The organism is Chitinophaga sp. CF418 (genome assembly GCF_900142925.1).
In the GTDB taxonomy this organism is placed as follows: domain Bacteria; phylum Bacteroidota; class Bacteroidia; order Chitinophagales; family Chitinophagaceae; genus Chitinophaga.
Map to the genome: position 1 here is coordinate 631,886 of NZ_FRCN01000001.1, position 25,550 is coordinate 657,435.

The following is a 25,550-nucleotide window of genomic DNA, read 5'->3' on the forward strand; positions in this document are numbered from 1 at the left end:
TAGGTTTTTATAGAGGTCAGGGTAATAAATAATTTATAGACCTTTCAGCGACTTTTTAATAAGCGCTTCGAGGTCTTGCAATAGTGGTTCAGCTTTTAGCACTTTATTAATTGCCTGTTCAGCCACGTTTCTGGCAATTCCTAGAGTGACTAATGCATTTAACGCGTCTTCCTGAATTGTATTGTTTGGTGTTACAGATATTTGGTGACCGGCATCCTTCTGCTTACTGATTTTATCTTTTAGCTCCAGAATGACCCTTTTTGCCGTCTTTGCGCCGATCCCTTTTATACTTTCTAGCATTTTTTCGTTCTCCATGGCGATTGCCCGTTGAATATCTTCAGGTTGCAGGGAAGATAACATCATCCGGGCGGTATTGGCGCCTATTCCTGATACGCCTATCAGCAGGAGGAACATATGACGTTCCGCTTCGTCAAAAAAACCATACAGTGTATGTGCATCCTCCTTTATATGCAGATACGTCAGTAATTTGCAATTTTCCAGTCCCTGTATGCGGGAATAGGTGTTAAGACTGATCTGCACTTCGTATCCAACCCCTTGAACATCAATATATACCAAAGCAGGGGATTTATAGGACAGTTTTCCGTTGAGGTAAGCAATCATACAGGAAGATAAATGTTTCTAATGTTCAGCAAACCTAGTAAAAATTTAGCAAGAACGGGGCAGTAAGTAACCTTATACTTACATTTACAAATTCTTATGTATTTTTACGCCTCGTTTAAAACATCTATTTTATTAATATGAACAAAATAACGGCCGCTATTACAGCGGTAGGTGGTTATGTACCTGACTACGTGCTCACTAATAAAGAACTGGAAACGCTGGTAGATACAACAGACGAATGGATCATTACCCGTACGGGCATCAAGGAAAGAAGGATTCTGAAGGGAGAGCGTAAAGGAACCTCTGAGTTATGTGTACCAGTAGCGCAGGAAATATGCCGTAAAAGAGGGATCAGCCCGGAAGAGATCGACCTGCTGATCGTGGCCACTGTTACGCCAGACATGGTGTTTCCGGCTACCGCCAACATTGTAACTGATAAAATAGGTGCTAAAAACGCCTTCGGCTTTGATATCAGTGCCGCCTGTTCCGGTTTCCTGTATGCACTGGACACAGGTGCGCGTTTCATTGAAAGCGGACGCTATAAGAAAGTAATGGTGATCGGGGCTGACAAAATGAGCTCTATCATTGACTATACTGACCGTACCACCTGTATCATCTTCGGCGACGGCGGCGCTGGCGTATTGCTGGAACCTAACACCGAAGGGCTGGGCGTGATCGACAGCATCCTGAAAAGCGATGGCCATGGCCGTGAGTACCTGCATATGAAAGCCGGTGGCTCTGCACAGCCTGCCAGCATCGAAAGTGTGACCAACAGGGAGCACTACGTATACCAGGAAGGTAAAATGGTGTTCAAGTATGCCGTAGCCAACATGGCGGATGCAGCACATGACATCATGAAGCGTAACAACCTTACTGCCGATGATATAGCATGGCTGGTGCCTCACCAGGCCAATAAGCGTATCATCGACGCTACCGCATCCCGCATGGGACTGCCGGAAGAAAAAGTAATGATGAACATTCAGCGATATGGTAACACTACCGCAGGTACGTTGCCACTTTGCCTCTGGGATTACGAGAAGCAACTGAAGAAAGGTGACAACCTGGTACTGGCTGCCTTTGGCGGTGGATTTACCTGGGGTGCCTGCTATCTGAAGTGGGCATACGATCCGAAATAATTAAAACGGTCAGGAATTAGGAATGGAGCAACTGCCTTCCGGCAAAACGGTTACAGCAGTTTGTTTATAAGCAATAGAGCCGGTCAACCGGCAACATTGAAAACAGGCAATCCAACTCTTAATTCCTGACCTAACTAAATGACGGCAAACTATACCCCAGCCTCAGTTGCACTCCCTGTATCTCCGCACTGATATGACCTCCCATTTTGTCCATGAAGTCCTTACAAATCACCAGCGTCACAGACATATCATCCCCTCTTCTGTATTCAAACAAATGAGCCGCCATTTGCGGGGTAAATGAGCTTACCGTACATGTAATATCCACTCTTACCAATTCCTCCTGTATAGCGCGTACCACTATCGGCTCCTCTCCTGCTGACAGTTTCACTGCACAATGCAGCAGGCTGCGGTTGATGAACAGCAACATTTCCTGATCACCTGCCAGGTACAAACCGGAAGGAATATCCAGCTTTATCCGCTGCTGCTCAGCATGAGGTATGGCCTGTTCAAAAAGCAGTAACAGGTCGCAGGGAGCGGGATTATATACAAAACCTGACAACTGGGATTTTATCCAGCGCAGGATATTATCAAAAATAACCAGTGTTTTCCGGGAAGAGACAACGGCTTCATCAATGATCAGCTGCATGGAAGCCTGGTCCATATCTTTATTTCTGAACATGGCCGACACCCGGATGATGTCATTCAATGGTTCCCGGAAATCCCGCGCGAGGATAGCGATCAGCTTATTCTTAAAATCATCGTGGATATTCAGCTGCTGATTCTTTTCAGAGATGGCATCGTTCATTTCCCTCAACAAACGTTCCTGCCGGCGCAGTTGTTTGTAAGACCGGTAGCGGGCATAGGTGAAGCCTCCCATCAGCAGCAGCACACCAGCCAGAAAACCGATTAGTTGCTGGCGGCTTTTCCGCTTCATATTGGCCTTGTTGATCTTCTGCTCCTGTACCCTGTTACTCAGCTCCCATTCGTTCAGCTCCTGCTCTTTCAGGAAGTAATCCAGGTAGTTCATATAATTGCTGGATTTCAGTTCCAGCCGCTTTCTCACCAGTTCCCACAGTGCCCGGCCATAGTAGGCCTTTTTGGCCTCATTACTGCTGTTGGCGTAATACCGGTACAGGCTGGCAATGGTTGGCAGCATCATATTCAGATACCCTGACCGGCTACCTATTGCAAAGGCCTTTTCCTTAGCAGGTATAGCATCAGCAGGATAACCGTTCTGCCTATATGTGTCAATGTGATCCAGCATGTCAATAGCCACTACCACCAGGCCTTCCTTCAGCGCCTTATCCGCCAGCTGGTTGATTCGCTGTACGGCCCGGGCGCCTTCCCCATCCTTCATCCATTCATCGGCCTCTAATGCCTGTATATAGTAGACATCCCTGCTACCAGGATACCTGCGGATAATTTCCTTTGATCTTTCCAATGCCCATTTCACAGAATCCCGGTGGGTACTGTCCTGTTCAAAACGTAGGGCATAATTGATCAGCACCAGGCTGTAAATAGAGTCCTGTGTCAGTGTTTTTCCCAGCTCCATTGCCTGATAGAGGTACTGATTGGATTCCGGTTTCATGCCATCCATGTAATGGAACACACTGAGATTCATCAGTAACTGGCAGATGTTGGGCTGGTCTTCCAGTTCACGATAGAGCAACAGGGATTTAAAGCCATATTCAATAGCCTGCTTGGTGTTGGCTTTCAATGCATAGAAAATACTCAGGTTATTCAGCGCGCCTGCCAGGCCTCTTTTGTCTCCGCGCCGGGTAGCTATATCACGGGCTTTTACCGCATACCAGAAACAGCTGTCAGTATTACTCAGATGATATTGCATACCCAGCTGGTTCAATACATCTGTATAGCGGCTACTATCCGGCTGTCGTAACAGGTCGGCCCGTAACTGGCGGATCACATTATCCTGGGCAACTGACGGCCTTCCGGCCATCAGGCCAGCTACCATTAAGAGTATGATATGTATCCATGTTCTTTTCACTGTTCCTGGGTTATGCTCTCCTTTGCGAGCGGCAAAGTATAGGAGAACGTACTACCGTTCTCCGGGTTGTTGGTTGCCTGAATAGTGCCGCCTATCTTGTCCATAAAGTCTTTGCAGATGATAAGTGCCAGTCCTGCGCCGCCATTTGTCCGGCCCCGGTCTTTTTCCCTGTTGCGGTATTCGAACAGGTACTGCAGCATGCCGGGATCCACTCCTCTTCCTTCATCGCTGAATGAAATAGTGGCCTTGTCTCCTTCCACAGCAGCGGTGATATGCAGTGTACCCTGTAGCGGACTGAATTTCACAGCGTTGTGTAACAGGTTCCGGTGTACGAACTGCAGCATTTCCCTGTCGGCCAGCACTTGCAGGTGCTCCGGAATATCGACACGTATATTCAACTCTTTCTCCAAACAATTATCCTTTATAATCTCCAACGCCTCGCGGATCATAGCAGCCGGCCGGCAAATCGCCGGGGTATATACGAAACCGCTCAGTTGTGACCTGATCCAGCGCAGGATGCTGTCAAAAATATGCAGGGTATCCTGGGACTTGGTTTCCAGCTTCCGGAACAGGGCCGTCGCGTCATCATATTCCAGGGACTGGTCCTTCAGCAAATTGGTGATGTCTATGATATGATTCAGCGGCACCCGGAAGTCGTGCGCGATGAGGGAGATCAGTTTATTTTTAAAATCATCATTGGTACGCAACAATGCATTCTTTTCGCTGATCTCACGGTTCTTCTCTCCCAGCTGGATGGCATTCCGGCGGGAGCGCCGGTGGGAACGGTTGACATCCACCAACAATAAAACCGTCAATAACAGCAGTATAGTCAGAAAGATAATAACCGCGTACCTGCCACGGCTTTCCATGGCCTTTTTATCCAGTAGCTGCTGCTGGTAGTCGTGTTGCAATTGTAAGGCGCGCAGCTTTTTCTCCTGCATGTAATAGTCTATGTAGTCCAGCTCTCCCTGTGTTTTACTTAGTTCCTCCTTTTCCACTATATCCAGCATAACGGAGCCATAGAACCGGGCGGAATCGTCCATGTTGTGATTATCGTACCAGGCATAGAGTTTTGCTACCACCGGCAAAGCCAGTTCCCGGTACCCTCCTTCCAGCGCCAGCCGCACCATTTGCCGCTGAAATATCAGCGAGTCTGCCTGGTGGCTGCGGGCTTTGTAAGAAGCCAGGTGGGATGAGCCATACATGGCATGATACACATATCCTTTCCGCTCAGCCTCGGCCACAAGGGCAATGAGTTTAGTTACGCCCTCAGCTTCGGCCGTTTTACCATATATCAGCTCCTGGGCCTGTAGCATACCGGTATAGAGCAGCAACCGTTCATCGCCTGCCCTGGCGGCCATCTGACGCGCCAGCGCCAATGCCCGGACGGCCCTTTTCCTGTCGACGATGTCACTACTTCGCCCGGCGCGGAGATTACTGAGATAAATGAAATAATAATTGGCCCGCAGGGCCATGAGAATACTATCGTTTTTCAGGCGCTTACCAATATCCAGGGCCCGCTTCATGTACCCGCCGGCTTCCTCGTACTGTTTTTCAAACTGGTAATATACCCCCAGGTGCATACAGGTCTGGCAGATACCGGCACTGTCTCCCAGCTCTTTATACAGGTTCAGGGCATCAATGTAAAAGCGGAAAGAAAGATAGTTGTTGTCACGATAGGTATAATAGCTTCCCAGTCCCCGGTAAGCAGCTGCTTCCCCTTTCACATAACCCAGCCGCTGGGCTACTTCGCGGGCTTTACAGAGATACAGGAAACAGGTATCCAGCTGACGGTGCTGGAACTGGCCAGCCAGCTGGTTCATGAGATCGACATACCGGGCGCTGTCTGTAGTCACGGTCGCAGTGGCCTGTAGCCGGGAAATAACCCCATTCTGGGCAAACACTGCTCCCTGCCGGACAAAGCTCCCGGAAATGACTATCATGAGGTAGATGAGTACGTTCTTATTACGGAAGATGTACAATAATAAACAGATGTAGTGTAATGATTTCGCCTGTTTTCTCTTACAAGATACTGTTATATCTCGAACACCAGTCCCCTCCTTTTTAATTCTTCATATTTCTGTTTATCAAACCGGTACAGGTGTGCTCCTTTCTTTGAGGTTGTTTTATCCTTTTCCTCGAGTTTCTCCAATATGTTCATGGACAGTATCTTCTTACGGAAGTTACGCTTATCCAGTTCATGCTGGTAGATTTCCTCGTACAGGCTGCGTAGCTGGGAAAGGGTAAACTTTTCGGGCAGCAGTTCAAAGCCAATCGGGTGAAAATGAGCATTATCTCTCAATTTCTTCAGCGCGTCGGCTATCATCTGGCGGTGGTCGAAGATGAGGTTAGGGATCTGATGCAGTTCCAGCCAATGTGCGCTGTATTGCTGGGTGGGATTATGTTCATGTTCCCGGATGCGGATCAGGGCGTAATACGCCATTGATATTACCCGGGCGCCTGAGTCACGGCCAACGTCTCCGTAACAGGCTAATTGTTCCATGTAAATGTTTTCCAGTCCCGTAGTTAGCTTTAGTACCCGCCCGGCAGCTTCGTCCACACTCTCATCTTTCTGGAGAAAACCACCCATTAAAGACCACTCTCCCTGCATGGGATCTACCTTTCGTTGCATGATCAGCAACTTCAGTTTACTGTTTTCGAATCCAAAAATAATACAATCTACTGCTACCAGGTGTTGCGGTACATTAGCATAAAATGATTGTGCACTCATTGAAATATTATTGTCTGCCTTGTGCTGACCAGCTGCAAAGATGCTACTATTTTCTGCTTCTTGCGAACTCGCTGAAATCAGTAACGGGAATTTTTGAAATACCGGCCTGCCGCAACATAGTTACCAGCTGACCGCGATGATACGTGGCATGATTAAATACCTGCATCAGTATTTCTATAACGGTTGATTTACAATATTGTTTCCGGGTATCGTAATAAGCCACCACATGCTGTAGCCTGACAGGCTGCACCTGTTTTACCCAGTCTGCCAGCAACTGTGACTGTTGCTGCCAACGGGCGCACGCTTCCGCAAACGTGCCTTCGAAACCAGTGGAGGGCCGGACTGCCTGTTCGACCAGGTGTAAACGCTGGTACCACAAGCTTTCCGCATCCCACATGTGGTATGCCGTCTTGCGTAAACTTCCAAAGCTGCTGCCCGTTTCCTGGTCCAGCTGTGTATCCGGCAACTTTTTCAATACATCCGCTATCCTATTGTTAGCCCAAAGGTTATAAGCTGCATAGCTGAGCAGGATATCCTTCATGGATATAATTTTAGTTACTATCTTCACCAAAATACCAAAATTATCGCACCTGCCAGCATGTGCAGGTAAATAATCCTGAAGGAACATGGAAAAAATTACTATAAGGGACGTACGAAAAGAAGATTGTCCGAGAATAATGGAGCTGATACAGGAGCTGGCAGAATACGAAAAAGCACCCGAGGCGGTGACCGTAACACTTCAGGAGTTTGAGGATGCAGGCTTCGGTAAAAACCCTGTCTGGAAAGCATTTGCGGCCACCCATACGGAAGACGGGAAAGAAACAATTGTTGGTTTTGCGCTTTATTATATCCGTTATTCTACCTGGAAAGGATGCAGATTATACCTGGAAGATCTGATCGTAACAGAGCGTTTCAGAGGCAGACGTATAGGTAATATGTTGTTTGAAAGATTATTCGAGGAAGTAAGGGAAAAGAAGCTGAAAGGCATGAACTGGCAGGTACTGGAATGGAATGAACCTGCTATCAACTTCTACAAGAAACTAAACGCCAATTTCGACCCGGAGTGGTGGAATGCCAGCATTGACTTTTAAATAAAGAGAGAGGGATCAGGAGTTACGTCCTGATCCCTCTTTCAAATTAGCTGATTCCGTTCACCACGGCATCTTTCTGTATCTTCACGATCAGCCCCTGCAATACCTTGCCAGGGCCTACTTCTGTAAATGTAGTTGCACCGTCGGCTACCATAGCCTGTACGGACTGTGTCCAGCGTACCGCGCCAGTCAGCTGATCGATCAGGTTTTGCTTGATCTCTGCCGGAGTGCTGACAGCTTTAGCCACCACGTTCTGATATACCGGGCAGGACGGTGTGCTGAAAGTTGTTTTCTCAATAGCCGCCTTCAGCTCTTCTTTGGCAGGCGCCATCAACGGAGAATGGAACGCACCACCTACAGGCAGTACCAGGGCTCTTTTGGCACCCGCCGCTTTCATTCTTTCACAGGCTATATCAATACCTTTGATGGAACCGGAAATCACCAGCTGGCCAGGGCAGTTGAAGTTGGCAGGTACTACTACCTCCCCTGTTTCTGCACTTACAGCAGCACAAATCTCCTCCACTTTTGCATCGTCCAGCGCCAGCACAGCTGCCATTGTAGATGGCTGCAGCTCACAGGCCTTCTGCATAGCTGTAGCGCGTATGAATACCAGGCGTAATGCGTCTTCGAATGTCAGTGTACCATTGGCCACCAGCGCCGAAAATTCACCCAGAGAATGTCCAGCTACCATGTCTGGTTTTGCCGCAGGCTCAGCACACAGGAAAGCGATCACGCTATGCAGGAACACTGCCGGTTGCGTCACCTTGGTTTGTTTCAGGTCTTCCTCAGTACCGGAAAACATAATGTCTGATATACGGAAGCCCAAAATTTCGTTGGCTTTCTCGAAAAGCTCTTTTGCTTTAGGATTGCTATCGTACAGATTCTTGCCCATACCCGGGAACTGAGAACCCTGTCCTGGAAAAACGTAAGCGTGTTTCATCTGATTTGGTTTACGCTACCTGACACATGCATTAATATTTCTGCATATATCTTGGTAACTGGATTGCAAATATTCATACTCTTTGTGATATATCAAAATCCCACTTAAAAAAGGCGGGATTATAGCTGCGGTTGTTTAACTTGCATTAACCTTTTCTCCATGTAGCATTTCGATCCGTTCAGTAGAACACCAGGTAATTCTTTAACAGGGGTTAAAATACATACTGCAATGATAACAGGAAATGATTACACGATAATTTCAAACAAAGAGTTCAGTGAATTCTTCCCGGCTTTTATTGAGGACCTCAAAACGAGGGACGTACACCTCATTGTGGAAGAAGTGGAAGTTGTTGAAGAAGAGGTGTATGAGTATGTGCTGGCAAAAGACAAAAAAACATTTCAGGAATATCGTGAAAACGGGTATGCTATAAATGAGCGTGGGGAAGGTTGTTTTGTAATAATTGCCAAAAGGGTTCACAGGCTGGAATATAATGTTGAGATCACAACGAAGATAGAAGATGATGTAGAAGAGGCGATCGATCCTTATTCTTCAGTGTTGATATTGAGGGATACCTGGAGTTATACGCTGGTATTGCCGGCTGTAATTGAGGATAGCGATTATTGTCAGCGTGTATATAATATAGCCGTGAATGTGTTGAGGTAAATAAAAAAACCGCCTGACAACGCCAGACGGTTCATATCTTTTTGTCGAACTTATTTCGTGATCAAACGCATAAACTCATTCCTCGTCCTGCCATCTTCAAACTGACCTGAAAACGCAGACGTTGTCGTCACTGAATTCTGCTTCTGCACACCACGCATCATCATACACAAATGCTGCGCTTCTATTACCACTCCCACTCCCAGCGGCTGCAGCGTCTCCTGGATAGCATCAAGGATCTGATGGGTCATACGTTCCTGTACCTGTAGTCTGCGCGCGTACACATCCACTACACGGGCCAGCTTGCTCAGACCGGTAATATACCCATTAGGAATATAGGCAATATGCGCCTTGCCGAAAAATGGTAACATATGGTGTTCGCACAGGGAGTACAACTCAATGTCCTTTACGATCACCATTTCACTATATGCTTCTGTAAACCTGGCTCCTTCCAGGATAGCTTTCGCATCCATCTGGTAACCTTCAGTGAGGAATTGCATTGCTTTGGCCACACGTTCCGGTGTCTTCAATAGTCCCTCTCTCTCAACGTCTTCTCCTAATAACTCTATGCTGCTCTTGTAATGATGAATAAGCTCATTCGTTATCTTTTCATCATACGTTTCTATCTTATTGTAAGCCATTACTATAATTAACTTAGTCTAATAATCGGCAATTCCTGAATATCCGTGGTATGGGATATGTTATAGCTTATTTGCCACCAAAGTATTCTACATAGATACGAGGCGTCTCATACAGCTTAATACAATGTAATTCTACTCCGGCGGGCAGATGAGGCGTCAGTTGGTCCCAGATGCCTATAGCGAGATTTTCAGCAGAAGTAAATATGCCGGCCATGAAATCAACATCCACGTTCAGATTCCTGTGGTCTACCTTTTCCACAATATAATCCTTGATAAGTACGCCGAGTGTCTTGGCATTAAATACAAATCCGGTTTCCGGATCTGGCGTTCCCTTTACTGTGACGTGTAATTCGTAATTATGACCGTGCCAGTTTTCGTTAGCACATTTACCAAACACTTCCTCGTTCTTTTCCTTACTCCAAGCGGGATTGGATAACTTATGCGCCGCATTGAAGTTCTCCACACGCGTTAAATAGATCATTATTTACTCTATATTTTCCGCAAAAATACAATAATTCGATCAGAACCGATCGTTACACAAAAACCAAAAGCGCCTACCTTTGCATCATGAAAATTTTGGTTACCGCAGCTACTACCTTTGAAATCCAGCCTTTTATGGACCATCTGGCCGGGAAGAATTACCGGAATTGCCAGGTAACCACCCTGATAGGCGGCATCGGCATGATGCATACCGCTTACCAACTGGGCAGGCAGTTCGCCTCATCCCGACCGGATTTTGCCATTCAGGCCGGCATTGCCGGCTGTTTTGATCATTCCTGGGAAATGGGAAAAGTAGTGATCATCGACAAAGAACAGTTAGGCGATCTGGGCGTTGAAGATGACCAGGCCTATAAAGACCTGTTTGACATACAGTTATGGCAACCGGATCAGCCTCCCTTCACTAACAGGCAGCTTATTAATCCGCTGAAAGATATCCCCCACCTGCCGGAGCTTCCGATTGCTTCAGGTGTGACTATCAATACCGTCAGCGGTAGCGAGCGCACCCGTCAGCTGCTGCTGGATAAGTATAAGCCGGAAGTTGAAAGTATGGAAGGCGCGGCTTTTCATTACGCCTGCCTGCTGGAAAAGATTCCCTTCCTGCAATTGCGGAGTATCTCCAACTACGTGGAGGTAAGAGATAAAAGCAAATGGAAGATCCAGCTGGCTATTAAAGAATTGAATGATACATTGATTAAATATTTTGAACGATGGAACTAACATTAGGATTCTCACCATGCCCGAATGATACATTCATTTTTGACGCTATGGTGAATAACAAGATCGATACAAAGGGCCTCACATTCAACACACAGCTTGAAGATGTTGAAACACTGAACAAGTGGGCTATGCAGGGCAAACTGGCTGTTACCAAACTGAGTTTTGGCGTATACCAGAAAGTGAAAGATAAATACGAACTGCTTAACAGTGGCAGCGCTTTAGGCAGAGGCTGCGGACCACTGCTCATAGCAAAAAAAGATATCCCGCAGGAAAAGATTAAGGATTGTAAAATTGCTATCCCGGGGGAAAATACAACAGCTAATTTACTCTTCTCTATTGCATTTCCGGAAGCTAAACAAAAAGAAGTACTGATATTCTCTGATATTGAAAATGCAGTACTGGACGGTAGAGTAGATGCAGGTGTGATCATTCATGAAAACAGGTTCACTTATCAGCAGAAAGGTCTTGTGAAAATTATTGATCTTGGTGAATACTGGGAAAACACCACCGGTAGCCCAATTCCCTTAGGAGGTATCTTTATCCGGAAAGATATTCCTGATCATATCAAACAACAGGTAGATCAGCTGATACATGACAGTCTGCAATATTCCTACAAACATTATCCTGCATTATCATCCTATGTAACTGATCATGCGCAGGAAATGGATGAAGCAGTGATGCGTCAGCATATCGATCTGTATGTAAATGATTTCAGCCTTGGCCTCGGTGAAGCGGGTAAAGCGGCGGTTGACAGACTGATGTCCGTATATGGGTAAACATTAGCAGGTATAATAAAAACAGCCCACAGATGACTTGTAATTGTCTGTGGGCTGCTTATGTCTTAATGATCGTATTGTTCCCCCGCTTCTATTTATTGCGATGACCTAAGAAGCTAATGCGGCTTTATAAACTTCCAGTACCCTTTTGCGCGCCTGCTCATGCACAACCATTGGTTTTACATAAGTCAGTTCTTCAAATTCAGGCACCCATTTTCTGATATATTCAAAAGAAGGATCAAAACGTTGCGTTTGCAGCGTCGGATTAAACACCCTGAAATAAGGCGCTGCATCACAACCACAACCTGCCGCCCATTGCCAGTTACCATTGTTTGCTGCCAGATCATAATCGAGTAATTTCTTAGCGAAATAAGCTTCTCCCCAACGCCAGTCTATCAACAGATGTTTCGTAAGAAAACTTGCAGTGATCATACGTACACGGTTATGCATAAAACCTGTCGTATTCAGTTCACGCATGCCTGCATCTACAATAGGATAACCGGTTTGTCCGTCACACCATTGCTGAAATTCTTTTTCATTATTCCGCCATTGTATGTTATCATATTCACGACGGAAAGAATGTTCTACAACATGCGGAAAATGCCACAGTATCATCTGAAAGAAATCACGCCATATCAGTTCCCCAAGAAATGTCTCGTTTAACTGATTAGCACGTTCTGCTATTTCACGTATGCTCATCGTGCCAAAACGCAGATGTAATCCAATATGTGTAGTACCTTCAATACCCGGCAGATCGCGTGTTTTATCATAGTTCTTTATCACGCTGTCCTTTACTCTCATGGAGGGGAATCCCCTATCTCCGGCAAGGAATCCGATAGCACGCAGGCTCGGTACCTTTTTAGCTTTCTGTTTGAAGAAATTCCTGAAATATGTTTCTGTAGGATATGCTTGTAAAGAATAATCATCCAGTAAGGTTTTCCATTTTTTACTATAAGGTGTAAATACCGTATATGGTTCTCCGTTATCTTTCAAAACTTCATCACGGTCAAAGATAACCTGGTCTTTGTACTGATGAAAGGCAATTCCCTTCAACTTCAGCCGCTTCGCAATATCTGCGTCCCGTTTTACTGCATAAGGCTCGTAGTCGATGTTGGTGAACACTTCCTGTACATCATACTGTGTGGTCCAGTGTTCGAACGCTTCCTGCGGAGTACCATAAAAAACATCCAGTGTACTGCCCAGCTTACTGAGTTTTACCTGCAGATCATTCAATGTGTCATGAAGAAACGTGACGCGTCTGTCATGCTTGTCTTCAAGATCATTCAGAATGTTTGTGTCGAACACAAAGACAGGGACAACAGGATTTGTTGACTTCAAAGCGTAGTATAAAGCTGCGTGGTCAAGCAAACGTAAATCACGTCGCAACCAGCATAAATTTATAGTTGGAGGCATAAGAGTGGTTAGTTTTGCATTCTCAAATAAACAATCGCAGGTACAAGATAAACCGGATAAAACAAAGAAAGTGCCACTAAAAATATGCCACTGCCGTGCAGGTTCAGTATATATCACTAAATAATTAATGGTATATTTTTATCTATAATCCTTCGTGGATGAGTTCATGTAGAATAACCGCAGTGGCATTTCCATAACTGCTATCGCGGAATGCACCTACCCAGCGGATACCGGTAACGGCATTGGTGAGAAATATTTCATCTGCCGTCTCAAGATCTGCTACTGTTATAGGTTTCTCGCTAACAGCGAATGGCATTTCCATACGTAGCAGATTCTTACGCATCACTCCGCACACTCCTCCTTCAGATAATGGAGGTGTGATAATCTCCCGCCCCTGCACTATAAAAAGATTGGCGATAGTAGTGTCTGCCACTCTTCCGCAGGGGTTCAGCAATACTGCTTCATTAATGCGGTGTTGTTTTGCATACATAGCGGCCATAACATATGGCAGGCAATTATTCGACTTTATATAGGAATATTTATCGCTCGGTTTTCTTACATCGGGGAAAATATCCAGCCTCAGTCCGGTCACATTTAACTCCAATGTCTGCCGGTTCAGTTCCCAGCTCTGGATAATGAAATTCGGCAGGTTATTTATCGGGTCATATAAGCCTCCGTCCGACCTGAAAACGGTCAGCCTTACCCTTGCCAGCCGCTCATGACCATTCCGGCTGCAAAGCTCTGTTATGAGCCTGGTAAAATATGCCTTTGTAAATTGCTGGGGAACATCAAAATGAAGGAGGTTCATGCTGGACATCAGCCGCTCAAAGTGCAGATCAGCCAGCAGGATCCGTCCCTGGTACACCCGCATGGTTTCAAAACAACCATCTCCATAACGGAAGGAACGGTTATCGGCCGTTAGTATAGGCTCGGACGCCGCAATAAACTTACCATTATAACATAAAGAACCCGATTGCACTTCGAACACTTTAACTTTTAATTGGACTGTTAAGTTACGGAAAATTAATGGGGTAAAAATGGGTAGCGGTTACCCGGCCTGATGCCGGATAACCGTCTTTTTTCACATAGGACAGGGGTTCTTCCCGGCTTAGGCAGGGATGAACACCTGTAATACCTGACAACCCAATATTGGAAACTGCTGATGATACGGAAATCCTCAGGCGCGACTACGCACAAACCCTGGCACAGGCTTGCAATCCACCAGGTGTGGTACAGTATTCTTTCATAATTCAAAAAAAAGTATAAGATAAATAGGACATTTCGAACAATCACATGACAGGAATTAAATTCCAACATATACCATTCGGTACTTGTAATCATTCAGTATTCTGCTCCATTCAGGATAGATACATACGTGGTCTTAATTTCATAGTGTTGCTTGATTCTCTGAACGTTCACGACAATTTCCACAATGCGCGTTACATTGTACGATTTAAAGTTTTGGTTGTTCCCTCAGGAAATATTGACTTCTCTTATCTGATTTGCTTTCGAATGCCGTTCACATACGCTACTGCTATACTAATCGCTAACAGTAATTGACATAGCAAAGATGCTGATTTTGTTTTATTATACAATAGCAAGTTAAGGGTATTGCAAATATGAGGGATAATACTTATGAAAAAATAAAAAATTAGGAATTGAGAATTCAACACGAAGAGTTATCGCGGCATTTCAATTCCTGATCCAGATGCTTAATTCAGCTTCATTTCCGGTATATCTCCCTTGACTATCAGCCGTCCTGCTGTTTTGGCAATGATCTCCTCCACACTTACACCGGGAGCCCTTTCCAGTAAAAGGAAGCCTTCGGGAGTGATATCCATTACCGCCAGCTCGGTTACCACTTTTTTCACACATGATACTCCTGTCAGAGGTAAGGTACACGTTGGTAGCAATTTGCTCTCCCCTTTGGGATTTGTATGCATCATCGCCACGATAATATTTTTTGCGGATGCTACCAGGTCCATCGCTCCTCCCATTCCTTTTACCATTTTACCAGGTATTTTCCAGTTGGCGATATCCCCTGCGTCAGATACTTCCATGGCGCCCAATACGGTAAGATCCACCTTTCCTGCCCTGATCATGCCAAAGCTCTCTGCAGAGTCAAAAAAAGCGCCTCCCGGCAGTACAGTGACCGTTTCCTTACCGGCATTGATCAGGTCTGCATCTATCTCCTGCTCATCGGGATAAGGGCCCATGCCCAGCAATCCGTTTTCAGACTGTAACATGATAGAGATACCAGAAGGTACGAAATTGGCGACCAGGGTTGGGATACCAATACCCAGGTTCACATACATACCGTCGCGCAGTTCCTGTGCTATTCTTTTGGCTATGCTGTATTTATCTAAAGACATAATGATTTTCAGATTTGAGGTTGCAGTAAACAGTGAGGGATCAACCCATTTTTACGGTTTTCCGCTCTATACGTTTCTCATAATTATTTCCCTGGAAGACACGATGTACATAAATACCCGGTACATGGATCTGGTCGGGGTCCAGTTCTCCCGGTTGTACCAGGTGTTCTACTTCGGCAATAGTGACATTGCCGGCTTTGGCCATAGAGGTACTGAAATTGCGGGTGGTTTTCCGGAATACCAGGTTGCCCATTGTATCCCCTTTCCAGGCTTTAACGATAGAAAAATCAGCATGCAGGGCCAGTTCCATGAGATACTGTTTGCCATTGAACTCACGCGACTCTTTTCCCGTAGCGATCTCGGTACCATAACCGGCAGGGGTGAAGAAAGCGGGAATTCCCATACCCGCCATCTGGATACGGGTAGCCAGGGTGCCCTGGGGGATCAGTTCCACCTCCAGTTCGCCGGAGAGCAGCTGACGTTCAAATTCAGCGTTCTCTCCCACGTAAGACGAAAGCATCTTTTTGATCTGCCGGGTTTTCAGCAGCAGTCCGAGGCCAAAATCGTCCACACCGGCATTATTGGAAATACAGGTTAACTGTTGAATACCCTTACGTACTAAGGCGGCAATACTGTTTTCGGGGATGCCGCACAAACCAAATCCGCCCAGCATCAGGGTAGCGCCGTCACGGATGTCATGCAATGCTTCATCAGCATTAGCTACAACTTTATTCATGTTTTGGTGATGTTTTTAAAGAGGAAGGCTTCAGCTCCCCGGTTTGGCCATTTTGAGCCTGGGCTTTGGTGGCAGATGGTCGAAATTGATGCCTCTCTTATTTTTCTTAACAAATGGAATTAATGTATCCTGTTCGCCTGAAATTAGGCTATTATTATTAACCGGCAAAAGAGAACGGCGGTTTGTAACATATTCCTGCCGTTTCACATTCAGGTCCAGCATGTTCTTATCGTTCGTGATAGATGAGAACATCATATCATATACTTCTTTGAACTTGTTGGGGTGCGCCTCATAATAGGCGTAGCTGTGTCTAAACGCTGCGGGAGTCAGTTTATGCAGGTCCAGGATCTGGCGGTAATACATCTTCGCCCTTTGCTTGCGCACGGAGTCCTGGACGATCAGGTTGGACTGGTCATTATCCGACATGCCACTGTATGCATCCGCCAGATTCATATCCAGCAGCACATCGCGCATTTTTTCTTTTGACAGGACGTCTTTCGGTACTTTATCCGCCTCCCCACACGCCATTGTCAACAGCATCAGGCAAACTGCTATAATTCTATACATAAATGATTTTCCTTCTTCAGAATGCAAAGCTATTTCATCTGCTGATATTTCGCAGCATTGGTGACGTCCATTGTGGCAAGTAACTGTGCCGCACGTGATCTTTCCTGCGGAGGTGATTTCGCGAAGATCTTCTGCAATTCATCCGCTTTGGCGGTAAAGAACGTCGACATCAGCATAGAATTGGGTATATCCTGGTATATGGCATACATCATATTCAGGCAATTCATCACCGCATTACGCCCCTTGTTCATGTCCTCATACATCACATCCAGTCCCTGCCGGTGATATTGGTACATCACATCATGAAACCGGGCGAATTTTACATTCAGCAGATTGTCCTGCAGCCAGTAGCGGTTACGGTTGCCTTCAAAAGGTTTCCATCCGGCGATATCTTTTCCGTCAGGCGCATTGCTCACTATATTCAGCGCTTTCTTATAAAAATCGTCTCCTCCCCTGGCAGCAAAAGAATCTGCGTCCAGTCCGAGAATAATATAGGTATAATAGGCCAGGATAGCTGTCAGGTTGGACGCCAGCGGATCATTTCCCACTACACGGTTATCACTGAATTCCAGTGGCTGAAATTCCACGTAACGGAACACGACATTCACATCCTGTGTGTTCAGGAGACTGCTCACGTATCCGGCATTGTATACGGGTCGGGTAGCCTGTATTGTCAAAGTGGCCTTGAAAGTATTATTACCCAGGTCTTCGGTAATATTGAGCAGGAAGTTACTCTCTATACGTTCTGCAGGCGTATACGCTTCGTCTGTCCATCTGCGGCCATTCAGAAATTCCCTGATGGAATTCTGCAGGGTGGTAAATACCTTCCTGCTGGTATTATTATTTACCAGCCTGCCGGTAGTGACAGTAACATTTGCGCGGAGCTCCTGTGCCTCTGCAGGTATCAGGGCCAGCAAAGTTCCTGCTATTGACATGATGAGTGCAAAACACCAGGTTCTGTGTTTTGCATACCATAAGTGAGCGTTAGTTGCCATTGTGATCATTCTATTATATAGAGCATGTGTTTAGACTACCAGGGGAGCGCTGTTAAGGTGAACAATATCCACAATAGCAGCTACTATATCCTGCGCCACCTCCAGTTTCGATTTCAGTGGCAGGTCCCTTGCATCGCCTTTCTTGTCGAACAAAGTTACCTTGTTGGTATCGTGATTAAAGCCGGCGCCTTTGTCATTCAGGGAATTCATTACAACAAGGTCCAGGTGTTTTTCACGGAGTTTCTTCAATGCATATTCCCTTTCGTTATTCGTCTCCAGTGAAAATCCAACCAGTACCTGCTTATCAGTACGGGTAGCGCCAAGGGTACGCAGGATATCTTTCGTTTTTTCCAGTTCCAGCGTCAGGGCATCTCCCTCTCCTTTCTTCATCTTAATATCTGCCACATGTTTGGGACGGTAATCCGCCACTGCTGCCGCCATTACAATTACATCAGCCTGGGCGAAATGTGCAGCGCTGCTATTGAACATCTCTTCCGCAGTAACTACCCGGATGGTACTGATGGTTGGATTAACCGCCGACAGGCCTGTTGGTCCCAGTACCAGGGTCACCTCAGCGCCGGCAGCCGCCAATGCATCTGCAATGGCAATCCCCATCTTTCCGCTGGAATGGTTACTGATATAACGTACAGGATCCAACGGTTCTTGCGTGGGACCAGCAGTTACCAGCGCTTTTTTTCCTTTGAGGGGCAGGCCCGTAAAGGTAAACTGTTGCTGATCAATGTGCTGTGCTGCCCGATCGGCACCTGACTGTTCTGTAAGCACAGGTTGCCCGGTCAGACCGGCAACATCCTTTGTCTCTTCCGGCTTATGCAGGGATTGTCTGGTACTGAAATGCCCTTCCAGGTATTTCACAATATTTTCCGGTTCTGCCATACGGCCTTCTCCGAACAGGCCACTGGCCAGCTCTCCTTTTTCTACCGGTATCTGTTGATGCCCGTAAGAGAGTAATTTACTGATATTGTTCCGTGTTGCGGGATGGTGCCACATATCCTCGTCCATAGCCGGCGCAAAAAGCACCGGGCAGGTAGCAGACAGATAGGTTGCCATCAGCAGGTTATCGCAGGCGCCATTAGCCATTTTGGAGAGGGTATTGGCAGAAGCCGGTGCTATCAGCATCACATCCGCCCAGCGCCCCAGCATAACATGGTTATTCCAGCTCTGGTTATCGCTGATGGTTACCGGCACTTCATGTTTGGATAAGGTAGCCAGGGTCAGTGGAGTAATAAAATCGCAGGCAGATGGGGTCATGACCACTTTCACGTCTGCACCTTCTTTTACCAGCAACCTTACAAGCGTCGCTGCCTTATAGGCAGCGATGCTGCCGGATACACCCAGTAATATTTTCTTTCCTTGAAGCATGACCTATTGGCTATTAAACAAAAAGGCGGCAGAAATATGTTCCTGCCGCCATGAAGTTAGATATTTTTCAGTCAAACTACTTAACTATACAAGTCGTCGTCGTTCCTGCGGAAGTAGATCTTATCTTCCAGGAATTCCTGTGTAGCCTGGATAGCCGGATTCGCCATCCTCTCATAGAAACGGGAGATCTCAATCTGCTCTTTGTTCTCATGCACTTCCTCCAGGTTGTCTGTGTGGCTGGCAAATTCTTCCAGCTTGGAGTGCAGTTCTTCCTTCACAGATATGTTGATCTGGTTGGCGCGTTTCGCGATCACTGCAATAGATTCATACAGGTTACCAGTTTTGCCCTTAATCTCGGTAGTATTTTTAGTTTCTACCATCGGATTGATGCTACTGGTGAGACCTCTTTTTATTTTGCTCATTCTCCAGGGAATTATTGTGTTTATTAATTGTTTTTAGTTTCGGTATCGGCTTTTTCAGATTTCTTTGAGTTCTCTGATTTTTCCGTTTTGTCAGCCTTTTCAGCTTTATTAGCTGCTTTTTCAGCTTTTTTGGCTTCTTTCTTTAAACGCTCAGGCTTTACGTTGCTATAACTTTCGATCGTTTTGATATTGCCTTGTGCTAAGGTATAATATTTCTCGGCATCTCCCTTCAGTTTGCTCTTCGGATAATGATCCGCAAAATCCAGGTATTCAGAGACTACGTCGTCGTAGCGTTCCTTTTGCTTTTCCCAGATACTATTTTTGGCATATTGATAATATGCCTTGATAGCCATATACTTATACTCATCGCTCTTGTCAGAATCCGGATAGTTGCGCATCAGGCTTTTGAAAGAGATGGCAGCTGCCTTATAATATCCTAAGTTATAGTATAACTCTGAGTTGTTGTATTCTTTCTTTTCCAGCTTCCTGCGGGACAGCTCGATCACGAGATTAGCCTCAGGTACTTTATCGGAAGTGGGATAGTTGTTGATGAAGGTCTGCATGGCAGCAATAGCTTTCTGGGTATTGGTCTGGTCCAGCTGCACCTTCGGGGACTGTTTATAATAGCAGTAGGCCTGCATATAGTCCATCTCAGTTGCTCTCGGGCTGTTCGGGAAGTTATCCAGGTAGTTCTTGAAATAGAACCCGGCCTGTACATAGTCCCTCATCTTATAAGAGCAGTAGCAGTAATTATAATAAATAGGTTCATACTTATCAGTTCCTTTATATACCTGGAACAAAGACTCATATAAAGCCTGGGCTGAAGTATACTTCTTTTTAGCATACAGCTTGTCAGCATATGCCAGCTTGGCTTCGTAGTCCTTGCTTTTTTCAATTCTGCGCAGCTCCGTATTACATGATACAGAAGCTGTTGCTGCCACAAAGAGACTGATGTATAAAACTATTTTCCGCATAAAGAGGGCAAAGTTAAGAATTAAATGTAAATGTAAGATAGGGAGGGAATCGAAGCTGTTAAAATTTTGTAAAAGCCGGGGCCGGCAAAACGACTACTTGCCTTCCCCTATCCATCGCAACGGGAACCGTTAGTGAAAAAAGTCCCACCACTTTTTACCACCGGGATCATATTCCCCCACTTTTTACCACGAAAATCTCTTTTCACCACTTTTTACCACGGAAACCCAAAAACAGGCTTCCAGATGCAATCCATTCTGTTCAGGTCCCCCCATGCGTTGGGTATAAAGCATGTTCAGGTCCACCCGTACATCAGATATATGCCTGGTTTGCGGCAAACCTAAGATACGTTTAAGTCCACCTCAAAGGCATGGCAAAGGCATGGTAAAGGCATGGTAAAGCCGTATTAAGAGTTGGCAAAGCGGACCAAAAAACCATTGATAATCAGCCACAGGAGAGCATAAGAGGGAGAGCATAAGTAGCAGCAGTTTCAGATGGGAATGGCGGGCCTTCGGCGCTCCGGTGACACGACTGATGCGTTCAATCTATATTCCAAAATCCGATTCGATTGACGACGTTCAATAGTCTTCCAGAGAGGCGCCGACCGCCATATCATACTGAAAATGAGCTACTTATTGTGAGACAAAGGGATGATAAAATTCTACAGAGAGCGTGAAGACTAATTTGCTCACCCGGGTTATAAACAAGAAATACACACTTATAAACATATTATTAACATGATATTCACACCAATTCACACCGATTGCACAATAAAACTCACACGACTCAATATTATAGGCAAAAAACCGCTGTGGAAAAAATTTATATTTCATTTTTTCGTTAGAGAGTGGGAAAAAGTGTTATTTTGTGTTAGAAAAGTGTTTTTCAAGGACTTTCGCCCCCCAAGTATGACAGGCTTTCTCGGTGAATATGAGGCTACGCTGGATGCAAAAGGGCGCTTTCTACTACCCGCTGGCTTTAAAAAGCAGCTGGCAGAGAGCGCAGGGGAGCAGTTTGTGCTTAACCGCGGGTTTGAAAAATGCTTGTCTTTGTATCCCATGAATGAATGGCAGCCAATTTTCGAGCGTATCAGTAAACTGAACGACTTCGATCCGAAAGTTAGGGAATTCCGCCGCTATTTTCTGAATGGAGCTACCATATGTGAACTGGACAGTGCAGGGAGATTATTAGTACCAAAAAACCTGATGTCGTACGCCTCACTTGAAAAAGACATTGTGCTGGCTGCGGCAACCAATAAGATAGAGATCTGGGATAAAGGTAAATACCAGGAGTTCTTTGAAAATTTCTCACCAGGATCATTTAGTGACCTGGCCCAACAAGTAATGGGAGGCGGAGATAATAATATTTCGATTTAACCGAGTATGGAAGAAGGTTCAGCATATCATCTGCCCGTGTTACTGCAGGAAGTGATTACAAACCTGCAGATACGCCCCGACGGTGTATATGTAGATGCCACTTTTGGAGGAGGGGGCCATTCCAGGGCAATCCTGGAACAACTAAATGAAAACGGCAGACTGATCGTATTTGACCAGGATGAAGATGCTTATAACAACCGGATAGATGACCCCAGGGTCACCTTTGTTCAACAGAACTTCCGGCATATGCAACGGTTCCTGAAATTATACAAGTCAGTCCCGGTAGACGGTATTCTCGCTGACCTGGGAGTTTCTTCCTGGCAGTTCGATACCGCAGAAAGAGGATTCAGTACCCGCTTTGACGGCGACCTGGACATGCGGATGGATAAGCGAACCACGCAGACCGCCGCAGGGCTCCTGCAATCATCTACCGAAAAGGAACTACAACTGATCTTTCAGGAATATGGCGAAGTAACAAACGCCCGTACCCTCGCAAAGACCATTGTACAGGAACGCAAGGCAAGACCTATGCGTACCATCAGTGAATTCAAATCTGTAATTCAGCCGATAGTAAAAGGCAATCCGCAGAAATACCTGGCACAGGTGTTCCAGGCACTGCGAATTGCAGTCAATGATGAACTTGGCGCCCTGAAAGATATTTTGACCCAGTCAGCGGAAGTGCTGAAACCAGGCGGTAAACTCGCCATCATCACTTTCCACTCGCTGGAAGACAGACTGGTAAAAAACTTTATGAAAATGGGACAATTTGAAGTACAGGATGATACGTTCTCTTTTGAAACGCCTCCGAAACTCTTCAGATTAGTGACTAAAAAACCAGTAACTGCCAGCCCCGAAGAGCTGAAGCGCAATACGAGGTCCCGAAGTGCAAAACTCCGGGTAGCCGAAAAATTATAAGATTGATTATGAATCCGCTATGCCAATGTACTTGTTCAATAACAAGCTGCATTGGCTTAGTAGCATAAATAATAAAAAGTGTTGCAGGACGAAGAAGCATACATATCAGACGTGGACGAGACCCCGGAAGAACAGCCGGAACAGCATGAACATAAGAAGGAATGGCGCCTTCGTATTAACTACAGAGCCATTACCCAGAATATGCCGTTCATCGGGTTCCTGTCCGTGCTCGCACTGATATATATCGCCAACAGTCACCTGGCAGAAAAAAAGATCCGGCGCATCAATAAACTCGGCAGGGAAATAAAGGAACTCAAATGGGAGTACCTCAACGTCAAAAGTGAATTGATGTTCCGCAGTAAAATGAGCGAAGTAGGCAAAGCAGTAGAGCCCCTGGGACTAAAACCGCTTAACTCTCCGCCACAGAAAATTGAACTGGAGAAAAAGGAATAACCTTTTATACATAACAAACAGTGGAAGTAAAGAAAGACATATTGTGGCGTGTGTATCTATGCTTTATTGGCATGGGACTGTTTGGTGTGGCAATTCTCGTAAAAGTGTTCATGGTCCAGAACATAGAGGGCAACTACTGGCGTAGTATGGCAGACAGCCTGCATACCCGCTACGTTTCTCTCGATGCTGACCGCGGCACCATTTATTCAGAAGAAGGCAGAATGCTTTCCACTTCCATCCCTTACTTCAACCTGAGGGTGGATTTCGCTGCTGATGGCCTGCGGGACAAAAAAGGAAAGATCTTCAGGGACAATGTAGACTCATTGTCCATTCGCCTTTCCGGCCTGTTCGGCGATCATACGCCAGCTGAATACAAACGTATCCTGCTGGACGCATACAAAACCAAAGACAGGTACTTCCTCCTCAAAAGAGATGTACAGTTTGTCCAATACCAGGCAGTCCGCGACTTCCCGATGTTCAGACTGGGAAGGAACAAAGGCGGCCTGATCACAGAAACGAAAAATAAACGCATCAACCCCTTCAAACTATTGGCCAACCGTACAATAGGATTGTCCAGGGAAAATGCTCAGAACGTAGGTCTCGAAAGGACCTACGATAAATATTTAAAAGGCGTTACCGGTAAAAGACTGATGCGCCGTATCGCCGGTGGAACATTCGTTCCCGTGGAAGGATACGATATCGAACCTGAGAACGGACGGGATATCATCACCACCATAGACGTCAATATGCAGGACATCGTGGAAACAGCGCTCATGAACATGATGGTGAGCAATGAAGCTGAACACGGCACCTGCATCCTGATGGAAGTGAAAACCGGTAAGATAAAAGCCATTGCCAACTTAGGCCGCCAGCCTGATGGCAGCTACTGGGAGGACATGAACTATGCCTTACAGGTGGGCGAACCAGGTTCCACCTTTAAACTGGCTACCGTGATCGCCGCACTGGATGACCAGTACGTCACCATGAACAATCAGGTAAACCTTAATGAAGGCCGCTGGCAGATTGGAAGGAGAACAGTGTTTGATTCCGAACCTCACCCGGGACAAACAAACGTTAGCATCAAACATGCTTTCGAACTGAGCTCCAACGTGGGAATGGCAAAACTGGCCATGCAGTGTTACGCAAAAAGGCCCAATGACTTTGTGGCGCACCTGCGTAAGCTGAAACTTGACAAAGCCACTGGTATCGACCTCGTAGGGGAAGGTAAACCGGTGATCAAGAATACAAAATCAAGGACATGGAGTTCCACCACCCTTCCATGGATGGCCTTTGGATACGAAGTGTTGATAAGCCCGTTACAGACCTGCATGTTGTACAACGCAGTGGCTAATAACGGCACCATGATGAAGCCTTACCTGGTAAACGCCATCATGGAATATGGTCAACCGGTGGAATACTTTGATCCGGAAATCGTTCTGGACAGTATCTGCTCACAGAACACACTCAGGCAGGTAAAACAGATGCTGGAGGGTGTGGTGACCAACGGTACGGCCAGAGCCTTATGGTCGCCGTACTACAAATTTGCCGGTAAGACCGGTACCGCCCTGGTAGCCAATGGTAAACGGGGTTATGCAGAGAAGATCTACCAGTCTTCGTTTGCAGGGTACTTCCCGGCCAACGATCCGCAGTTCACCTGCGTGGTGGTGATCAAGAACAAACTCGATGCGGTGAAGTTCTACGGAGGAGCAGTAGCAGGACCAGTGTTCCGCGAAGTGGCAGACAAGCTGTACGCGATCGCTCTTGAAAAACAAAAGCCCATGCGTGCTACCCTGGCAATAGATACATTGCTGGCGTTTAAAAACGGACAGGGACGCGAATGGAAAACAATACTGAACAAACTAAACCTGCCAATGCAGGGCAATGTGAATAACAGCAGCTGGGTGAGCGGCAAAGTAGATGATAAGAAGATCGTCTTTGCGCCCATACAGCAGGTGAAAGGTGGAGTGCCCAACGTAACAGGGATGGGCTTAAAAGATGCACTATACCTGTTAGAGAATGCAGGCTTGCGTGTGATCATCAAAGGAGCCGGTAAGGTGACCAGTCAGTCAATACCCGGCGGCTCCCAGTTGGAAAGAAACCAGACAATCGTAATAGAACTGAGCTAAGAGA

26 protein-coding genes are annotated in these 25,550 nt (G+C 46.1%); 9 read left to right on the forward strand and 17 right to left on the reverse strand.

All coding sequences use genetic code 11. The features are described from left to right. Positions 1–33: 33 nt before the first annotated feature. On the reverse strand, positions 34–621 hold the full coding sequence (gene ruvA / locus F3I09_RS02575; protein WP_149693469.1) for a Holliday junction branch migration protein RuvA: 588 nt from the start codon (positions 619–621) through the stop codon (positions 34–36). A gap of 137 nt (positions 622–758) precedes the next feature. Between ruvA and F3I09_RS02580 the strand changes: the two genes are divergently transcribed. Further along, entirely contained in the window at positions 759–1,757 is a 999-nt protein-coding gene (locus F3I09_RS02580) for a beta-ketoacyl-ACP synthase III (protein ID WP_149693470.1), read from the forward strand. A 130-nt stretch (positions 1,758–1,887) separates the two neighbouring features. Here F3I09_RS02580 and F3I09_RS02585 read toward each other — a convergent pair whose 3' ends face one another. The 4 genes from F3I09_RS02585 to F3I09_RS02600 all read right to left on the reverse strand — a co-directional run bounded on the left by F3I09_RS02585 (position 1,888) and on the right by F3I09_RS02600 (position 7,034). After that, a complete protein-coding gene (locus F3I09_RS02585) occupies positions 1,888–3,762 on the reverse strand; it encodes a HAMP domain-containing histidine kinase (RefSeq protein WP_149693471.1) in 1,875 nt (624 codons plus the stop codon). Continuing rightward, positions 3,759–5,705, reverse strand: coding sequence for a HAMP domain-containing sensor histidine kinase (locus F3I09_RS02590; RefSeq protein WP_149693472.1), 1,947 nt, complete (start codon positions 5,703–5,705; stop codon positions 3,759–3,761). Before F3I09_RS02590 ends, F3I09_RS02585 begins: the two co-directional genes overlap by 4 nt. A gap of 92 nt (positions 5,706–5,797) precedes the next feature. Further along, positions 5,798–6,493, reverse strand: a complete 696-nt coding sequence (locus F3I09_RS02595; RefSeq protein ID WP_149693473.1) for an NUDIX domain-containing protein — start codon at positions 6,491–6,493, stop codon at positions 5,798–5,800. 46 nt (positions 6,494–6,539) lie between these two features. Further along, positions 6,540–7,034 carry a DinB family protein gene (locus F3I09_RS02600; protein ID WP_188133657.1) on the reverse strand — a complete coding sequence of 165 codons (495 nt, stop codon included), beginning with the start codon at positions 7,032–7,034 and terminating at the stop codon, positions 6,540–6,542. 85 nt (positions 7,035–7,119) lie between these two features. Here F3I09_RS02600 and F3I09_RS02605 point away from each other — a divergent pair, with 85 nt between their 5' ends. After that, positions 7,120–7,584 (forward strand): GNAT family N-acetyltransferase, encoded by a 465-nt coding sequence (locus tag F3I09_RS02605; protein WP_149693475.1) that lies wholly within the window; start codon positions 7,120–7,122, stop codon positions 7,582–7,584. Between the two features lie 46 nt (positions 7,585–7,630). Here the strand turns inward: F3I09_RS02605 and fabD are convergent, their stop codons facing one another. Continuing rightward, entirely contained in the window at positions 7,631–8,524 is an 894-nt protein-coding gene (gene fabD / locus F3I09_RS02610; RefSeq protein WP_149693476.1) for an ACP S-malonyltransferase, read from the reverse strand. A 228-nt stretch (positions 8,525–8,752) separates the two neighbouring features. Between fabD and F3I09_RS02615 the strand changes: the two genes are divergently transcribed. Further along, positions 8,753–9,187: a hypothetical protein gene (locus F3I09_RS02615; protein ID WP_149693477.1), complete on the forward strand. Its 435-nt coding sequence runs from the start codon at positions 8,753–8,755 to the stop codon at positions 9,185–9,187. 50 nt (positions 9,188–9,237) lie between these two features. On the opposite strand, the gene folE is transcribed toward F3I09_RS02615, so the two are convergent. Beyond that, entirely contained in the window at positions 9,238–9,825 is a 588-nt protein-coding gene (gene folE / locus F3I09_RS02620) for a GTP cyclohydrolase I FolE (RefSeq protein WP_149693478.1), read from the reverse strand. Between the two features lie 67 nt (positions 9,826–9,892). Continuing rightward, positions 9,893–10,306 (reverse strand): 6-carboxytetrahydropterin synthase, encoded by a 414-nt coding sequence (locus F3I09_RS02625; protein ID WP_149693479.1) that lies wholly within the window; start codon positions 10,304–10,306, stop codon positions 9,893–9,895. 86 nt (positions 10,307–10,392) lie between these two features. On the opposite strand from F3I09_RS02625, the gene mqnB reads away from it, so the two are divergent. Both mqnB and F3I09_RS02635 read left to right on the forward strand, forming a co-directional pair. After that, positions 10,393–11,043, forward strand: coding sequence for a futalosine hydrolase (gene mqnB, locus F3I09_RS02630; protein WP_149693480.1), 651 nt, complete (start codon positions 10,393–10,395; stop codon positions 11,041–11,043). After that, positions 11,034–11,819, forward strand: coding sequence for a 1,4-dihydroxy-6-naphthoate synthase (locus F3I09_RS02635; protein WP_149693481.1), 786 nt, complete (start codon positions 11,034–11,036; stop codon positions 11,817–11,819). Before mqnB ends, F3I09_RS02635 begins: the two co-directional genes overlap by 10 nt. Before the next feature lie 108 nt (positions 11,820–11,927). Here F3I09_RS02635 and F3I09_RS02640 read toward each other — a convergent pair whose 3' ends face one another. From F3I09_RS02640 to F3I09_RS02680, 9 genes are all read right to left on the reverse strand, one after another. Next, positions 11,928–13,232 (reverse strand): deoxyribodipyrimidine photo-lyase, encoded by a 1,305-nt coding sequence (locus tag F3I09_RS02640; RefSeq protein WP_149693482.1) that lies wholly within the window; start codon positions 13,230–13,232, stop codon positions 11,928–11,930. A gap of 142 nt (positions 13,233–13,374) precedes the next feature. Next, the gene (locus F3I09_RS02645) at positions 13,375–14,220 is read right to left on the reverse strand and encodes an aminotransferase class IV (protein WP_149693483.1); all 846 of its coding nucleotides are present in this window, start codon (positions 14,218–14,220) and stop codon (positions 13,375–13,377) included. A 724-nt stretch (positions 14,221–14,944) separates the two neighbouring features. Then, positions 14,945–15,604 (reverse strand): 3-oxoacid CoA-transferase subunit B, encoded by a 660-nt coding sequence (locus tag F3I09_RS02650; RefSeq protein ID WP_149693484.1) that lies wholly within the window; start codon positions 15,602–15,604, stop codon positions 14,945–14,947. Positions 15,605–15,644: 40 nt separating this feature from the next. After that, the gene (locus tag F3I09_RS02655; protein WP_149693485.1) at positions 15,645–16,340 is read right to left on the reverse strand and encodes a CoA transferase subunit A; all 696 of its coding nucleotides are present in this window, start codon (positions 16,338–16,340) and stop codon (positions 15,645–15,647) included. A gap of 30 nt (positions 16,341–16,370) precedes the next feature. Then, positions 16,371–16,907 carry a DUF4296 domain-containing protein gene (locus tag F3I09_RS02660; protein ID WP_149693486.1) on the reverse strand — a complete coding sequence of 179 codons (537 nt, stop codon included), beginning with the start codon at positions 16,905–16,907 and terminating at the stop codon, positions 16,371–16,373. 29 nt (positions 16,908–16,936) lie between these two features. Next, positions 16,937–17,902 (reverse strand): DUF4835 family protein, encoded by a 966-nt coding sequence (locus F3I09_RS02665; RefSeq protein WP_223233110.1) that lies wholly within the window; start codon positions 17,900–17,902, stop codon positions 16,937–16,939. A 30-nt stretch (positions 17,903–17,932) separates the two neighbouring features. Continuing rightward, positions 17,933–19,282 (reverse strand): phosphopantothenate--cysteine ligase family flavoprotein, encoded by a 1,350-nt coding sequence (locus tag F3I09_RS02670; protein WP_149693488.1) that lies wholly within the window; start codon positions 19,280–19,282, stop codon positions 17,933–17,935. 80 nt (positions 19,283–19,362) lie between these two features. Further along, positions 19,363–19,704 carry a DNA-directed RNA polymerase subunit omega gene (locus F3I09_RS02675; RefSeq protein WP_149693489.1) on the reverse strand — a complete coding sequence of 114 codons (342 nt, stop codon included), beginning with the start codon at positions 19,702–19,704 and terminating at the stop codon, positions 19,363–19,365. A 23-nt stretch (positions 19,705–19,727) separates the two neighbouring features. Further along, positions 19,728–20,678 (reverse strand): outer membrane protein assembly factor BamD, encoded by a 951-nt coding sequence (locus tag F3I09_RS02680; protein WP_149693490.1) that lies wholly within the window; start codon positions 20,676–20,678, stop codon positions 19,728–19,730. 906 nt (positions 20,679–21,584) lie between these two features. On the opposite strand from F3I09_RS02680, the gene mraZ reads away from it, so the two are divergent. The 4 genes from mraZ (at position 21,585) to F3I09_RS02700 (ending at position 25,546) form a co-directional block, all read left to right on the forward strand. Next, entirely contained in the window at positions 21,585–22,052 is a 468-nt protein-coding gene (gene mraZ / locus F3I09_RS02685; RefSeq protein WP_089828277.1) for a division/cell wall cluster transcriptional repressor MraZ, read from the forward strand. Positions 22,053–22,058: 6 nt separating this feature from the next. Next, on the forward strand, positions 22,059–22,967 hold the full coding sequence (gene rsmH, locus F3I09_RS02690) for a 16S rRNA (cytosine(1402)-N(4))-methyltransferase RsmH (protein ID WP_149693491.1): 909 nt from the start codon (positions 22,059–22,061) through the stop codon (positions 22,965–22,967). A gap of 78 nt (positions 22,968–23,045) precedes the next feature. Further along, on the forward strand, positions 23,046–23,420 hold the full coding sequence (locus tag F3I09_RS02695; protein ID WP_223233111.1) for an FtsL-like putative cell division protein: 375 nt from the start codon (positions 23,046–23,048) through the stop codon (positions 23,418–23,420). Between the two features lie 20 nt (positions 23,421–23,440). Beyond that, entirely contained in the window at positions 23,441–25,546 is a 2,106-nt protein-coding gene (locus F3I09_RS02700) for a penicillin-binding protein (RefSeq protein ID WP_149693492.1), read from the forward strand. Positions 25,547–25,550 lie beyond the last annotated feature (4 nt).

Excerpts from the sequence above, each read along its gene's own strand:
- ruvA (WP_149693469.1), bottom strand. The coding sequence starts at position 621 with ATGATTGCTTACCTCAACGGAAAACTGTCCTATAAATCCCCTGCTTTG.
- F3I09_RS02580 (WP_149693470.1), top strand. The coding sequence starts at position 759 with ATGAACAAAATAACGGCCGCTATTACAGCGGTAGGTGGTTATGTACCT.
- F3I09_RS02590 (WP_149693472.1), bottom strand. The coding sequence starts at position 5,705 with ATGATAGTCATTTCCGGGAGCTTTGTCCGGCAGGGAGCAGTGTTTGCC.
- F3I09_RS02595 (WP_149693473.1), bottom strand. The coding sequence starts at position 6,493 with ATGAGTGCACAATCATTTTATGCTAATGTACCGCAACACCTGGTAGCA.
- F3I09_RS02600 (WP_188133657.1), bottom strand. The coding sequence starts at position 7,034 with ATGAAGGATATCCTGCTCAGCTATGCAGCTTATAACCTTTGGGCTAAC.
- F3I09_RS02605 (WP_149693475.1), top strand. The coding sequence starts at position 7,120 with ATGGAAAAAATTACTATAAGGGACGTACGAAAAGAAGATTGTCCGAGA.
- fabD (WP_149693476.1), bottom strand. The coding sequence starts at position 8,524 with ATGAAACACGCTTACGTTTTTCCAGGACAGGGTTCTCAGTTCCCGGGT.
- F3I09_RS02615 (WP_149693477.1), top strand. The coding sequence starts at position 8,753 with ATGATAACAGGAAATGATTACACGATAATTTCAAACAAAGAGTTCAGT.
- folE (WP_149693478.1), bottom strand. The coding sequence starts at position 9,825 with ATGGCTTACAATAAGATAGAAACGTATGATGAAAAGATAACGAATGAG.
- F3I09_RS02625 (WP_149693479.1), bottom strand. The coding sequence starts at position 10,306 with ATGATCTATTTAACGCGTGTGGAGAACTTCAATGCGGCGCATAAGTTA.
- mqnB (WP_149693480.1), top strand. The coding sequence starts at position 10,393 with ATGAAAATTTTGGTTACCGCAGCTACTACCTTTGAAATCCAGCCTTTT.
- F3I09_RS02635 (WP_149693481.1), top strand. The coding sequence starts at position 11,034 with ATGGAACTAACATTAGGATTCTCACCATGCCCGAATGATACATTCATT.
- F3I09_RS02640 (WP_149693482.1), bottom strand. The coding sequence starts at position 13,232 with ATGCCTCCAACTATAAATTTATGCTGGTTGCGACGTGATTTACGTTTG.
- F3I09_RS02650 (WP_149693484.1), bottom strand. The coding sequence starts at position 15,604 with ATGTCTTTAGATAAATACAGCATAGCCAAAAGAATAGCACAGGAACTG.
- F3I09_RS02655 (WP_149693485.1), bottom strand. The coding sequence starts at position 16,340 with ATGAATAAAGTTGTAGCTAATGCTGATGAAGCATTGCATGACATCCGT.
- F3I09_RS02660 (WP_149693486.1), bottom strand. The coding sequence starts at position 16,907 with ATGTATAGAATTATAGCAGTTTGCCTGATGCTGTTGACAATGGCGTGT.
- F3I09_RS02665 (WP_223233110.1), bottom strand. The coding sequence starts at position 17,902 with ATGGCAACTAACGCTCACTTATGGTATGCAAAACACAGAACCTGGTGT.
- F3I09_RS02670 (WP_149693488.1), bottom strand. The coding sequence starts at position 19,282 with ATGCTTCAAGGAAAGAAAATATTACTGGGTGTATCCGGCAGCATCGCT.
- F3I09_RS02675 (WP_149693489.1), bottom strand. The coding sequence starts at position 19,704 with ATGAGCAAAATAAAAAGAGGTCTCACCAGTAGCATCAATCCGATGGTA.
- F3I09_RS02680 (WP_149693490.1), bottom strand. The coding sequence starts at position 20,678 with ATGCGGAAAATAGTTTTATACATCAGTCTCTTTGTGGCAGCAACAGCT.
- mraZ (WP_089828277.1), top strand. The coding sequence starts at position 21,585 with ATGACAGGCTTTCTCGGTGAATATGAGGCTACGCTGGATGCAAAAGGG.
- rsmH (WP_149693491.1), top strand. The coding sequence starts at position 22,059 with ATGGAAGAAGGTTCAGCATATCATCTGCCCGTGTTACTGCAGGAAGTG.